At 61.1% G+C, this 12,991-nt stretch carries 15 protein-coding genes; 8 read left to right on the forward strand and 7 right to left on the reverse strand.

All coding sequences use genetic code 11. The features are described from left to right. Positions 1-4 precede the first annotated feature (4 nt). The gene (guaA, locus tag OK438_03935; GenBank protein ID MDA4124584.1) at positions 5-1,549 is read right to left on the reverse strand and encodes a glutamine-hydrolyzing GMP synthase; all 1,545 of its coding nucleotides are present in this window, start codon (positions 1,547-1,549) and stop codon (positions 5-7) included. A 7-nt stretch (positions 1,550-1,556) separates the two neighbouring features. After that, complete coding sequence (locus OK438_03940; GenBank protein MDA4124585.1) at positions 1,557-2,660, reverse strand: IMP dehydrogenase; 1,104 nt, start codon at positions 2,658-2,660, stop codon at positions 1,557-1,559. A gap of 153 nt (positions 2,661-2,813) precedes the next feature. Here OK438_03940 and OK438_03945 point away from each other — a divergent pair, with 153 nt between their 5' ends. Together OK438_03945 and OK438_03950 are read left to right on the forward strand one after the other, a co-directional pair. Further along, the gene (locus OK438_03945) at positions 2,814-2,987 is read left to right on the forward strand and encodes a hypothetical protein (protein MDA4124586.1); all 174 of its coding nucleotides are present in this window, start codon (positions 2,814-2,816) and stop codon (positions 2,985-2,987) included. An 80-nt stretch (positions 2,988-3,067) separates the two neighbouring features. Beyond that, positions 3,068-3,274, forward strand: a complete 207-nt coding sequence (locus tag OK438_03950; GenBank protein ID MDA4124587.1) for a hypothetical protein — start codon at positions 3,068-3,070, stop codon at positions 3,272-3,274. Positions 3,275-3,356: 82 nt separating this feature from the next. On the opposite strand, the gene OK438_03955 is transcribed toward OK438_03950, so the two are convergent. After that, complete coding sequence (locus tag OK438_03955) at positions 3,357-3,863, reverse strand: hypothetical protein (protein ID MDA4124588.1); 507 nt, start codon at positions 3,861-3,863, stop codon at positions 3,357-3,359. Between the two features lie 307 nt (positions 3,864-4,170). On the opposite strand from OK438_03955, the gene tuf reads away from it, so the two are divergent. From tuf to OK438_03975, 4 genes are all read left to right on the forward strand, one after another. Continuing rightward, positions 4,171-5,496: a translation elongation factor EF-1 subunit alpha gene (gene tuf, locus OK438_03960; GenBank protein MDA4124589.1), complete on the forward strand. Its 1,326-nt coding sequence runs from the start codon at positions 4,171-4,173 to the stop codon at positions 5,494-5,496. Between the two features lie 182 nt (positions 5,497-5,678). Beyond that, positions 5,679-6,518: a hypothetical protein gene (locus OK438_03965; protein ID MDA4124590.1), complete on the forward strand. Its 840-nt coding sequence runs from the start codon at positions 5,679-5,681 to the stop codon at positions 6,516-6,518. Positions 6,519-6,567: 49 nt separating this feature from the next. Beyond that, positions 6,568-6,822 carry a transcriptional regulator gene (locus tag OK438_03970; GenBank protein MDA4124591.1) on the forward strand — a complete coding sequence of 85 codons (255 nt, stop codon included), beginning with the start codon at positions 6,568-6,570 and terminating at the stop codon, positions 6,820-6,822. 241 nt (positions 6,823-7,063) lie between these two features. Next, positions 7,064-8,539, forward strand: a complete 1,476-nt coding sequence (locus OK438_03975) for a hypothetical protein (GenBank protein MDA4124592.1) — start codon at positions 7,064-7,066, stop codon at positions 8,537-8,539. Here OK438_03975 and OK438_03980 read toward each other — a convergent pair. Beyond that, entirely contained in the window at positions 8,472-9,074 is a 603-nt protein-coding gene (locus OK438_03980; GenBank protein MDA4124593.1) for a glycosyltransferase family 2 protein, read from the reverse strand. The two genes, OK438_03975 and OK438_03980, sit on opposite strands and share 68 nt — an antisense overlap. Before the next feature lie 231 nt (positions 9,075-9,305). Between OK438_03980 and OK438_03985 the strand changes: the two genes are divergently transcribed. Beyond that, the gene (locus OK438_03985; GenBank protein ID MDA4124594.1) at positions 9,306-10,028 is read left to right on the forward strand and encodes a glycosyltransferase family 4 protein; all 723 of its coding nucleotides are present in this window, start codon (positions 9,306-9,308) and stop codon (positions 10,026-10,028) included. Beyond that, a complete protein-coding gene (locus OK438_03990; GenBank protein ID MDA4124595.1) occupies positions 10,025-10,864 on the forward strand; it encodes a glycosyltransferase family 2 protein in 840 nt (279 codons plus the stop codon). The genes OK438_03985 and OK438_03990 overlap by 4 nt, the downstream gene beginning before the upstream one ends. Positions 10,865-10,879: 15 nt before the next feature. Here the strand turns inward: OK438_03990 and OK438_03995 are convergent, their stop codons facing one another. From OK438_03995 to OK438_04005, 3 genes are read right to left on the reverse strand one after another with little or no spacing between them, the layout of a single operon-like run. Continuing rightward, entirely contained in the window at positions 10,880-11,731 is an 852-nt protein-coding gene (locus OK438_03995; GenBank protein ID MDA4124596.1) for a hypothetical protein, read from the reverse strand. Then, the gene (locus OK438_04000) at positions 11,728-12,318 is read right to left on the reverse strand and encodes a hypothetical protein (GenBank protein ID MDA4124597.1); all 591 of its coding nucleotides are present in this window, start codon (positions 12,316-12,318) and stop codon (positions 11,728-11,730) included. Before OK438_04000 ends, OK438_03995 begins: the two co-directional genes overlap by 4 nt. 52 nt (positions 12,319-12,370) lie before the next feature. Further along, positions 12,371-12,988: a hypothetical protein gene (locus OK438_04005; GenBank protein ID MDA4124598.1), complete on the reverse strand. Its 618-nt coding sequence runs from the start codon at positions 12,986-12,988 to the stop codon at positions 12,371-12,373. Positions 12,989-12,991: the final 3 nt, after the last annotated feature.

Raw genomic sequence — 12,991 nt, forward strand, 5'->3', positions numbered from 1 at the left:
CTGATCACTGGGGCTCGATGGTGGCCGGGGGCTTCGAGGAGATGGAATAGGCCACAGCCACCACCCCCTCCACTTCATTGGTAATCCTTCTCGACATCTTCTCCAGCACCTCGTCCGGAAGCCTGGCCCAGTCAGCCGTCATCGCATCCACCGACTCCACCACCTTCACAGTCACCTGGTACCCCAGCCTCCTCTCGTCACCCAGTACCCCCGTGACCCTGTCGTCCCCGACGTAGGCGAACGCCTGCCAGACCCTGCCGTAGACCCCTTCCTCTTCGAGGACCTCCTCCACGATCCTCCCCGCCTCCCTCGAGATGCGCAGCTTGTCCGGCGTCACGTCCCCGACGACCCGGACTGCCAGCCCCGGACCAGGGAACGGGTGCCTTTGCAGGACCTTCTTGGGGAGCCCCAGGAGGGCCCCCAGCTCCCTGACCTCGTCTTTGTACAGCTCCCTTAGAGGTTCCACCAGATTCATGGAAAGCCCCGGGGGGAGCCCCCCGACGTTGTGATGGGTCTTGATGACCGAAGCGGGCCCAGTCGTCCTCCCGCTTTCAATCACGTCCGGGTAGAGAGTGCCCTGGGCGAGGTGGGCGAAGGGCCCGTCGCTCACAGCAAACTCCTCGAAAACGTCTGCAAACACCATCCCCACCACCCTCCTTTTCGCCTCAGAATCCTTGATGCCCGACAGGGCCCCGAGGAACCTCTCCGACGCGTCCACTATCGCAACCTTCACTCCGAGGTCCCTGGCCAGGAACCCGCTGACCTGGCCCGCCTCCCCCGACCTGAGCAGCCCTGTCTCGATGAAAAGGCACTGAAGCCTCTCGCCCAGGGCCTTGTGCAGAAGTGCGGCGGTCACTGATGAATCGACCCCCCCTGACACAGCGCAGAGCACCCTACCCTCCAGCAGAGAGAGCGACTCGACCGACCTCTTCATGAATCCCTCCAGGCTCCAGTTCTTCCCCGCCTGGCAGACCTTGAACACGAAGTTCGAAAGGAGGACCTGTCCCCCTTCGGTGTGGGACACCTCCGGGTGGAACTGGACGCCGTACTGCCTCCCTTCCGACGACCTCACCGCGGCATAGGGGGAGCCCTCGCTCTCTGCGATGGCCCTAAGTGTCCCGGGGATCCTGGTGGCCGAATCCGAGTGGCTCATCCAGCAGACGAGCCTGTCCTTCCCGACCCCTTCGAAGAGACCACCCCTGTCCAGAACGGTCACGGTCGACCTCCCGTACTCCCTCCTCTCGACCCTCCCCACCTCACCCCCCCTCGCCCTGACCAGAAGCTGATAGCCGTAGCAGATTCCCAGCAGAGGGAGCTCTCCGTTGAACAGCTCCGGGTCGGCGACGGGAGCCCCCTCGGAGTAGACCGAAGCGGGGCCCCCTGAAAGTATCACCCCTGCAACCCCCATGGCCTTCAGCTCCTCAAGTCCGCTGCCGTGGGGTACCAGGGCAGAATAGACCCCGAGGGCCCTCACCCTCCTGCAGATCAGGTGCGCGTACTGGCCTCCGAAGTCGAGGACGGCGATCCCCCCGGCCAGCTCCCCGTCCAAACCCGTCCTACCTCTTTACCTCGAGGGAATGCGCCCCAAGCTCTCCGGCTCCGATGGAGCTCATCACCCCGAACCTCGACTTCCTCCACATCTCCCCGACGTCCCTGGCCCCCGCGTATCCGAAGGCAGCCATCAACCCGTTCTCCATGGTCCGAACGACCCCCTCGACCTTTCCAGAGTAGGGGACGTAGGCCTCCACCCCCTCGTCCAGTCCCTTCGCCGGGACCGAATACCTGTCAACCGCGAACCTGACCTTCCGCGCCGCTGCGCTCGCCATTCCCCGGTGGGTCTTGAATTTCCTCCCTCCCCTGACGACCACCCCGCTGGGCGCCTCCTCCGTCCCGGCAAGCATCGAGCCCAGCATGACGGTCGACGCACCCGCCCCGAAGGCAAGAGCCGCGTCCCCGGGCCCTCTTATCCCGCCGTCCCCGATCACCGGCACCCCGACATTGCGCTCGGCAACGGCGCTCGCGACCTGGGCCACTGCGAAGAGGGTCGGTGCCCCCACCCTGGTCACCTCTGACGTGATGCAGATCGAACCTGACCCTATCCCTGCCCTGAACCCCTCCACCCTCGGCAGTTCGTCCACTATGTCGAACACCGACTCCCTCGTCCCCACGTTCCCCGCGATGAAATCGGAGCTTAGGTCGGGAATCACCTTCTTGGCTGCTGCCATTATCTTCGAATTGTGGAAGTGCGCCACGTCTGCAACAAGGAAGTCTGCCACCCTGTCCAGTGCCCTGCAGCGCTCCGGGTCCAACGGCGAGACCGACGCGCCTACCAGAGGCCTCCCCTTCTCGTCCCTGCTCCTCGCTTCGACCTTGGCCCTCTTCACCCTCCTGACCTGCTCCACCTGGTCGTCCCTGGACATGTTCCTGTGGATCGCCCCCGCTCCCCCCAGCTTGGCCATCTCGAGGGCCAGGGCCCACTCCGTCACCGTGTCCATGGGGGACGAGACCAGGGGCACTTCGAGCCTGATGTGAGAGGTGAGCTTCGACGAGAGGTCTATGTCCCTGGGCTCGGCCTCGCTCCTCCCCGGAAGGAGGATGAAGTCCCTGAAGGTGAAGACACTCTGGGCCGATTCGAGCTTCGAGAGAAACGTTGATGGCAAGGCTGTAGACCTTGCCGAATTCGTAAACTGCGCTCGGTATAAGAACCCTCGCCCGGGTCGCGATAAATTGACACGCCCGTGCCCTCGAACCCCCGATGAATTCGGTCTCCACAATCGTTAATTAGGCTGAAAAGCCATTTGCTGCATTCGGAAATGAGCCAGGACCCGGCCTCGATCTTCGGCGGACTCATGCTCGGCTGCATCAGGGACAGGTACGTCGGCGAAGGAAGGAGGGTGTTGGTGGAGGGCGCGGTCTCCCTGGCCCTCGGACTCTGCGCCAGCGTCGCGACCACCTACCTGCTGTCTCTGGCCGGAATCTTCGTCTAAAGATATCAACAATTCCGTAAAGGAATACTATCTTCCGCCCATTTACCGACTTTGGAGCCGCTATCATACATCGAAACGACATGGGAAGAAAAACCATACTGCTCGGATTCTGGCTCCTGGGCTACGCCCTCGGATTCTTCGCCTACCTCGTCAGAGCGCCCGTCATTAACTTCGTAATGACTCTCGGGCTCAGCGCTGACGCCGCGGCAGGGCTCATCACGGGCTTTGCGGGCTCTCTGGTGATGCTCGTCGGAGTAATCCTCTGGAGCTACCTGTCATCGAACTGATAGCGCTTTTCGGGCACCAGCCCGGCTACAGTCGATGACGTTTCCCGTTTTCGCGGGCGCTTTTTGAGCCTCCCTTGAAGGGTCACTTGATTCTCTTGGAGTAGATGCTCTTCTCGATCTCCGCGACCCTCTTCATCTCGGTCTCCCCCTTCCCGTAGATCCGCAGGTAGAGATACTCCGCCCACTCTCCTATCTCTGGGAAATTGTACTTCACCCTGTAGGAGCGGAGTATCGGCTCGCACTTCGTCCAGACCGTCCGAACCGTCCCGTGCCAGTAGTCGTCCACGACGTCCAGCGACACTATCCCTCGTTTGACCAACAGAGCCAGGCCTTCTATGAAAGTCAGCCAGATTATCATGGCCACCTCCTCGGGTCTCCCCTCTATTTCGTCGTAGGTCTTGTATTGCATCTTGGTGATGAGGATGAAATTCCTGACGAAATCGGGGTCTGACACCTTTTCGGAGATCGCCCGTATTACGTCCGCCTCTCGTACCCTCGTGAAGTGCCGGAGCTCGCGGACGCCTATTATCACGCCCAGCAGGACCGCCACCGTGCTGACCGCTGTCAGCAAGATGCCTAGGTCGACCACCCCAACAGAAACGTGGCCCTTCGTATATATGCCCAGGAGCCCGACCAGGGTGGATTGTCCCTGGTCAGGCCCTCCCACTCGCAGGTCTCCGCGTGGCGCCTGTCGAAGCATTTACCTCGCCCCCGAAGAAAAGAACGAGGTCTTCGACGAAGCCGCGGCCCTAGGGGAATTCTACGAAACCTCGGCGGTCGTGCGGTTCAAGTCCCGGCCCAAGTCACCTCGGTCTTTTCCATGCTTTTTCAAAATCCGCTCCATTACGCTTAAATATACTGAGAGGCGGCCGTTTCACTGTAACAAGTGACGTAGCATGGCAAATAAGCCTCACCTGAACCTGATAGTAACCGGTCACGTGGACCACGGTAAGTCCACTTCAATGGGCCACTTCCTCTTCGACCTCGGCGTGGTCGACCAAAGGATGATCGAGGAGTTCGCGAAGGAGTCCGAGAAGACTGGAGCCGGCGACTCGTTCAAGTACGCCTGGGTCCTCGACCAGCTGAAGGACGAAAGAGAGAGAGGAGTTACCATCGACCTCGCATTCCAAAGGTTCGAGACTCCGAAGTACTTCTACACCCTGATCGACGCCCCCGGGCACCGTGACTTCATCAAGAACATGATTACGGGCGCCTCCGAGGCGGACGCCGCGGTCCTCGTAGTCTCGGCCAAGAAGGGCGAAGAGGACGTTGCCCTGGGCCCAGGCGGCCAGGCCAGGGAGCACGCCTTCCTCCTGAGGACCCTCGGCGTGACCCAGCTCGTCGTGACGATAAACAAGATGGACGACCAGACTGTGAAGTATTCCGAACAGCGCTTCGGCGAGGCGAAGCAGGACGTGGAGAACCTGCTAAAAACAGTCGGGTACAACACCGCCAAGATCAACGTAATCCCGGTATCCGGCTGGACCGGCGAGAACCTGGTCAAGAAGTCGACCAACATGCCCTGGTACAAGGGGCCGACCCTGATGGAAGCCCTCGATCAGTTCACCGAGCCTCCGAAGCCCATCGAGAAGCCGCTCAGACTCCCGGTCCAGGACGTCTACACAATCACTGGCGTCGGCACGGTCCCGGTCGGAAGGATCGAGACTGGCAAGATCAAGGTCGGAGACAGCATATCGATCATGCCCGAAGGCCTGACGGCTGAGGTGAAGTCCATAGAGACCCACCACACTGCGATGCAGGAGGCCATGGCAGGAGACAACATCGGTTTCAACCTGAGAGGAGTCTCGAAGACCGACTTCCGAAGGGGTTCAGTCCTCGGTCCTTCCAACAACCCTCCGACCATCGCCAAGGAGTTCCTCGCGCAGATAATCGTGGTCTACCACCCGACAGCCATAGCCCCAGGCTACACCCCGGTGCTCCATGCCCACACCGCCCAGGTCGCAGCCACCATCGTCGAGATAGTCGCAAAGATCGACCCGAGGACAGGCCAGCCCACAGAAGAGAAGCCCAAGACCATCAAGACGGGAGACTCGGCCATCGTGAAGATCCAGCCACTCCGACCTATCGTCCTCGAGACGTTCAAGGAATACCCAGAATTGGGGAGGTTTGCGCTTCGTGACATGGGGTCAACCGTAGCAGCAGGAATTGTGCGGGAAATCACGCAGAAGGGCCAAGTCGAGAAGGCAGTCGCAAAGGCATAGCTGCCCCTAGAAGCACTTTACCCGCCTTCCACAGTCGACTTCACTAGTTTGGGTTTCTGAGCGCCTTCAGCGACTTGAACCTATGTCCCCGAGTGAATTCGTTGAACAAAGGCAGACGTGCTTCTGTCATTCCCGGGCAATCGTTTAGTAGTGGAGAGAGCCGCGCATCTCGGTAACATCAGATGGCTTTTCTTCGAGTCGTGGAAGTCTTCCCGCCGCTCTTCCCGATCGTGGGGACAATAGCTGACGTCCAACTTCAGAATCGACTCGATGACCTGGTCGAAGACGTCACCAAGATCAAGGACTGTGCTGACCTCATCCTGGTCGCGAACGTCAAGAACCCTGAGCTACTGAAGGTCTCGACCCTCAGGGTGGCGGCGCTCATTCAGGCGAAGTCAGGCATCCAGGCCGCCCCCTCGATTGTTGCGAGAGACTTGAGCCGCCTGCAACTTCTCTCCGAGATCGTCACAGCCTACTCTCTTGGGCTCACCTCCGTAATGCTGGTCTGGGGGGACAGATACCCGGCAGAAGCAAGATCGAGAAACGTCTATGATTTCCAGGGGCTAGCGGAGGTCATTGGCGAAGCGTCGCGCATAGGGAAGAGGACCGGAGTCGATCCCAGGATCCTGACCCCCTTCACCCTTGCCCCCCAGGGTGGGCGCCAGGCGAAGCTGGGGATGCGCAGGGCTGAGGCTGGGGCCTCCCTCTTCCTGGGCCAACCCCCGACCACCGACCCCCACCAAACTTTCGACGAGCACGAAGCGGCCATCGGGTCCGCGGGGTTGGAGGGGCGCGTCCTGCTGAACGCGTTCCCCTTCCGAGACACAAAGGATGTGCTAGAATGCGAGAAATACTTCGGGTGGACGCTCCCGGAGAGGCTGCACGGGATAGCAAAGGGGGGCAGCGCCGCCCTCATCCGCGAGGCCAGGAGCGTGGTCAGCCGCCTGAGGCTTGACGGTTACCCAGGAGTCTATGTCTCAACCCGGGGCGAGCCCTCAATCGCCAGGGATATCCTCTCCTGAACCGCCGACACAAGCGTTATATTTGCGACCCACGGCGCCAACGCATCTCATGGCCAATGACAGGGCAATCGGCGGGACGATCTTCGCGGGTAGCATCATCGGGATAATCCTCTACGGACTGCTGATCTGGTACTGGCCCCTGCTGGTTCTCGAGATAACGGCCTTCCTCGCCGTGCTCCTCGTGCTTGCAATCCTAGGCTGGATCGGGTACACCATGGCGACAACCCCGCCACCGGAACCCATCACGGACATCCCCGAGATGGCGCCGGACCCGAAGTCCGTGTCGGACGACAAGAAGAAGTAGCAGCGCCCTAGGAATTCGGCGATACCGCGAGGCATTCGATAGGGCGAATTTGAGTCGCCTCATCTTTAAGAAAGCTCGGAAACTACCGATCATTGCAAGACCGTGACGGCACCACGCGGGACGACCTCTGAATCATCGGACGGTAGTCCTCCTGCAGAGTAGCATCTCCCTGCGCAGGACGGGCATCCTCGTCTTCTCCGCCAGGATTCTCAGCATCTTTTCCGGCATGGTGTTCCTTGTGATGATCACCGGTTGGCTCTCCCTTGCGCGGTTCGGTCTTTGGGAAGTCATCCTAAGCTTCGTCGCGATCTCCTCCTACCCGGCAGGGTGGCTTACGTTCTGGGCGACAAGAGACGTCGCTCGCGGAAAGTTCGTTGCGAAGTCCGCCATCTTCCTCAACCTGGCCTTGAGCTTCCTTGGCGTCGGTGTGTATTTCGCGGCTTGCCTGGTCACGGGCTCGCTCTCGGTTACAAACTACTCGGCCTTCCTCCTGGCGGTCCTCCTCGTCCCTCTCTCTTACTGGGGCGCTGCTGCGAACGCGATCGCTGCGGGCCACAGGCCGTCTGCCTTCGGATACTCGATCCTCTTCGCGGAGGTCGGCAAGCTGGTCGTCGCATACCCCGTCCTGTTCGTGCTGAAGCTAGAGATCACTGGGGTCATTCTAGCGATGATGGCCTCCTACGCAATACAAGCCGTGGCCACGACCCTACTTGTGAGGGGCGCGACGAAGGATCCCATCAGCTTGGATGTGGGACGGCGTTGGCTTCGGGATTCATGGGTGCCCGCTACCTATTCGCTTGCCGGGGCAGTACTCACGGCTGACACCGTATCGGCGTACCTCGTGTCCGGGGCCTACGTGCTTTCAGGTTACTTCCAGGCCGCCTACCAGGTTGGGATTCTCGTTTCATACGCCGGCTTCCTCTCCTATGCGATGTACCCTCTACTCCTGCGGGGAGGGTCAGAGGACGCTCCGAGTGCCACCCTCGACCTTATCCTGATGTTCGGGGCCCCAATGGCAGCGGGGGTGATCGCCCTTGCCCCCACCCTCCTCAGGGTCCTCTCGGCCTCCCTCGTCGCCGGCGGGGCGAACGTCTCCCTCGGCCTTCAGGTCCTTGCGTTCGCAGGTTTGGTGTCTGCTGTCAGCTCATTCTCCGATTCGACTTTGATAGGCAGGGAAAGGGCCGACCTAGACCCAGACAAAGGCTTCGCCAGGTACCTGAAGAGCGCGTTCTGGTTCGTGTCGGCTGTCAACATCGGCTACGCGGCCGGCTACCTCGTTTCTGTCACCCTGATAGTGTACTTCGGAACCGCGTCGGGGTTGAACATCTCAGCGATAGTCACTGCCTGGTCCGTCGCTCTCTTGGGATTCTTGGTCGTCGCCACCGCGATCAAACTAAGACGGCTGAAGGGCCGTGTCAGGCTTTCCCTTACTTGGTCTCTGGGTTGGTATTTCTCCCTGTCCGCGCTGATGGCCCTTCTGATCTATTTCATCTCAGGTTGGCTGCTCCCGCCGATCGCGGACCGGTTCCTACTTGGATTCAGGACCATGGGCGTAGTCGCCATCGGCGCGGCCTTCTACTTCTCACTGCTCTTGATCTTGGACAGACGCGTACGGGGAATGGCGCTGCAGTTTCTGGAGGGCTCGAGCGTCAGCCGCCTAGGTGCGCGCCGGTCGGAGCCTCCGGCGCCTTCCGCTGGCCAAGAATCCCCCTCCTGAGCGCCCCCAAGGGGGGCGCTACGTGAAACTTGTACGCGTAGGACCACAGCTTCCTCGTCCACATTGTGCGCGAACTCATGTGGGGGAGGGAAGGGTCGTGCCTGTGCTCGAAGGTCACGTCGATAGGCTTGACCAGGCCTGCCTGGAACTCCGGCTGGCGGAATTTCACTTCTTCACAATAGTCTGGCCAGTCGTCCATCGGGTTCTGAAGGAGGAACTCTCTGAACACAATCCCAGTGTCAAGGAAGCCCCGAGTAGGCAGCGGCAGACCCCTAGGGTGGGCAAAGCGGTATCCACGGTGGTCGGTGTGTCCGAGGAGCTTCTTGAAACTCCCCTGGTCGAACCAGCAGTCGCCCCCCGCGATTACCACATAGGGAGTCTTGGACCTCCTTAGCCCTCGATTGACCGCCGCCCCGACGTTCCTGTCGTAGACGAGGTGGACCTGTCTTACGCCTTCGAATCCCGAGAGCAGCTCCGCGTAGTCCCTGCCCTGCCCCCGGTTTCTTGTGTCTCCGACAACCACGACGTCCACCATCACGTCCTAATCAGAAGCCTCGTCTCATTCGCCCTCGCTTTATCGCTTTCCGCGGCGGGGACCCTGAAGATATGCTTGAGCTCAAATACCAGAGGCTTGCCGCATCGCCAGTGAAAGGGAGCATCGCATGAGGAAGGTCGGAGATCCCTGAGGATCCTCCACGTCTGGAACACCGCGGGGGTCGCGAGCACCATAGCGAAATTCGTCGACAGGGACTACAAGACCCAGAGCCTGGTAGTCACGCGCAGGGACTCGGACAGGTTCGGCCTCACGACTTACGGGAAGACCTACGCCGACGGGCCGTTCGTCTTCCTCCTTCGCGCGGAGCTTATGGCGCGCAACTTCGACATCGTCCACGTCCATTCCCTGGACAGGGTCGTCCCCTGGCTGAAACGGCTCTACGGCGGAAGGCCGGTCGTGATGCACTACCACGGGACTGACATCCTTGGCAGGTGGGAGGAGAAGAGGGGGAGGTGGAGGCGCGCCGACTTCATCGCCTACTCGACCCCGAACCTCTCGGAAGGCGCACCGGCCGAGGCGGTCCACCTTCCGAACCCTGTTGACACCGACCTCTTCCATACGGGAAGTCAAAAGACGCCGAGGTCGGCCCTTACCATACGATACGGGATGGACGAAGAGGCCAGGAAGGTCGCGGCTGAGAAGTCCCTGGACCTTTCTCTGGTGGACAGAGGGAGCGTCACCTACGCCGACATGGCCAGCCTTCTTTCCAAGTTCGAGTACTACTTGGACCTTCGGAGGCCCATGGGGTTCGACGAGCCCGTGAAGTCTCTGGGCAAGGCCGCACTGGAAGCGCTGGCCTGCGGATGCAAGGTGGTGGATTGGTCCGGACGGGTCCTTGAAGGCCTGCCGGGGGAGAACAGGCCCGAAGCGGTGGCAGCACGTTGGCACTCGGTCTACGAGGCTCTCGTCCGAGGCGGAGCGGCACGCAATTGAAGACAGTCGGCGTGGTCCTCGCCGCCAGGAACGAGGAGAAGTCGATCCCGGGCGTACTGGCAGCCCTCGAGAACCAGACACTCCGCCCGACCGAGGTGGTTGTGGTGGACGACGGCTCAAGAGACCGCAGCGGACAGATTCTTGAGGCCGCGGCCCGCCATTCCGTGTTCAAGCTGACCATGGTCAACCTCCCGTATCATGAAAAGAGCTACGTCGGGCTCCCGGAGCTCGCCGCGGTCTTCAACTCAGGTTTGAAGGTCCTGAGGGACAGTAGTCCGAAAGTGGACTTCGTGATGATCCTAGGAGGAGACCACCTCCTTCCGCCGAACTACCTGCAGAAGATAGTAGAGAAATTCGAGGCTGACCCTTTCCTTGCGGTCGCAGGAGGGCGGATAGCCAATGAACCCTACTGGGAGCATGCTCCGAGGGGGTCGAGCATGCTGGTGAGGTTCGACTTCTGGGAGAAGGTGGGCGGGGTGAAGTTTCCGGTCGACTACGGATGGGAGAGCTGGCTGTACCTAAAGGCACTTCAGACCGGTCGCCAGACTAGGAGCTTCAAGGACGTGCCCACGACCGTCTCACGCAGGACGTCGGCGACCAAGGGGGTGCCGTATGGAAGGGCGATGTTTGCCCTGGGGTACTACTGGCCCTACGCCCTTGGCAGATGCGCACTCCTCGCGCGCCGGTCGCCCAGAAGCGCAGTCCAGATGTTCGCCGGATACCTTGGTCATGGTGGAGTGAAGCGCCTCGACGTGGCAGACTGGGTCGGGAGGAGCCAGCGAAGAACTCTAGTGAACAGGGCCGCACTGGTCCTCCTGCGCCGCGGCAGACGCTAGGGCCTTCTGAACACACTAGCCGGCAGCCGAAGCCGTTCTTCGAAGTGCCGCCCGCCCGCCCACGCAAAGCTGGAGAACCCTCCGGTGAAGGGTAGGGTTGGCCGTGGCGAAGTAGCTGAACCTGTCCCTGAGGTCGAAGGCAGGCCTCAGCCCCGCCTGGCCATCCCCGGTGATAGTCGCGCCCGCTTCCTTTGCGATGAGGAACCCTGCGGCGAAGTCCGTTATCCTCATCCTCTTCCTAAGGTCTATTGAAGCGTCGATCCTTCCGTCTGCGAGGTAGCATAGCTCAAGTGCATTCGCCCCGTAGTGGACCTGTCGCTTCGCCCCTCGGATCAGAGGTTCGATGCGACGGAGCATCCCGTGCTCTGCCATGCTGATGTCGATCCCTACCACCGCCGAGGAAAGGACCATGGTCTTCGAGGTCCTCAGTTTTACTCCGTTCTTCGTCGCTCCCCTCCCCCTCTCCGCATAGAAGGCGTCCCCGGTCACGAGGTCGCGGATGAAGGCGTGGGTGATGTCCTCGAGCCTCTTCCCTTTGGCGATGGCCACCGACGAACAGTAGAACGGGATGCCGCGCTCGAAGTTGGAAGAGCCGTCGAGCGGGTCGATTATGGCGAGATGGCTCAGCTTGGAATCTCCCCTTCGACCAGCCTCCTCGCTCAGGAACCCCAGGCCGCGGATTTCCGAGAGGGCCCTGAACAGCTCCCCTTCCGCCTTCTGGTCGGCGACCAGGGTCTTGTCACCGGAAGCGCCGATCCCCAGGACCTTCGTGCCCTCTCCGCCCAGAACGAGCTCGGAGACCTTTGACCTCACCCTCGCAGTGGCCTCTGCCATAAGCTCCCTCCAGGGAGCCTCCTTCGCGTTCACCCAGGGGTCACTTTTCTCTTCTTGAGGAGGTCTACTATCACCCCGAGCGTCGATTCCAGGTTGGAGTCGGTCTGCACCTTGTTGACATTCCCCTCCCCCAGCTCCCTGTGGGCTTCGGCGAGGGCGGTGTAGTAGCGCGTCCTGAAGAAGTCTGTCATGTTCCTCTCCCTTTCACTCTTGCCCAACTGTCTCGCTTCGATGGTCTCGAAACCGGCTTCGAGGATGACATAGAGATCTGGCCTCATCAGCGGGCTCCCCATGATCTCCCTGACCATCTTCAGCATCGACGGGTAGGCCGCGCTCTTGCCCAGGTCGTAGCGGATCCTGGCGTAGGCTAGGTCGGAAAGGAGGTACCCTTCGGAGACGATGTCCTTGGTGTTCCTCATTTTCGAGATCATTGAGCTGTACATCATCGTGGCCCCGAGCAGGCTGTAGTCGGCGAAGGTGTCTGCCCTGTCAGCGACAGGGACCTCCTCGGGGACCGCGTGCGCCGACTCCTGAAGCCTCAGCCATCCCGTCTTCTCCAAGCCCTTTGCTAGGCTGGTCTTGCCTGTCCCAGAGAACCCCTCGAGAACGAGGAAAACCATGCGAGTCCACCGCTCTTCCAAGTCGGCATTTAACCTCGCCCTGGCAGTCGGGCTAGGGGAGGGTAACGAACGCCGCGTAGTTGAAGAGCACGAGGTAGGCGAGATACACCAGGTACCCGACGCCGAGGTATGCGACAGTCGGGACTCCGTAGCTCACCTCTACCATCGCGCCCTGCTTCTGGTTCGCCTCGACCTCTTCCCTCGCCACGTTGACGTCCCTGTTCACCTCGGTCCGGACTCCCCCGGCCACGATTGCCTTCGGTATCCACTTCTGCTCCTTGAGGAACCTTTCAATTGCGATGCTTTTCCCTCCCCTTGCATCTCCGGTCAGGAAGGCGTAGCTAATGTGACAGAGGGCCACGACCGCTGCTGCGAAGAGCGGCAGGAAAGGAGAGAGAGGGTACGGGTCGGCCGCGACGAACACGAGGGCGATGGCATCCGCCTGGCCCACGGCCCCCAGCAGGGTGAAGACAAGGGCTATAGTCCCCACCAGCCCCAGCTTGAGCAGCTCCTGGCTGGGGGCAGGGCTGGCGGAGATGACCATCGAATAGACAATGAACGCTACCCCTGCCAGCGCCGGCGCCCAGACGAGGTCATTGACCGCCCGTTCAGTTATGTCCTGATAGGCTGCGACTGCCAAGGAGACGCCGATGAGCAGCTGAGCGTACAACCG

The organism is Nitrososphaerota archaeon, from assembly GCA_027887005.1.
In the GTDB taxonomy this organism is placed as follows: Archaea; Thermoproteota; Nitrososphaeria; order Nitrososphaerales; family Gagatemarchaeaceae; genus UBA183.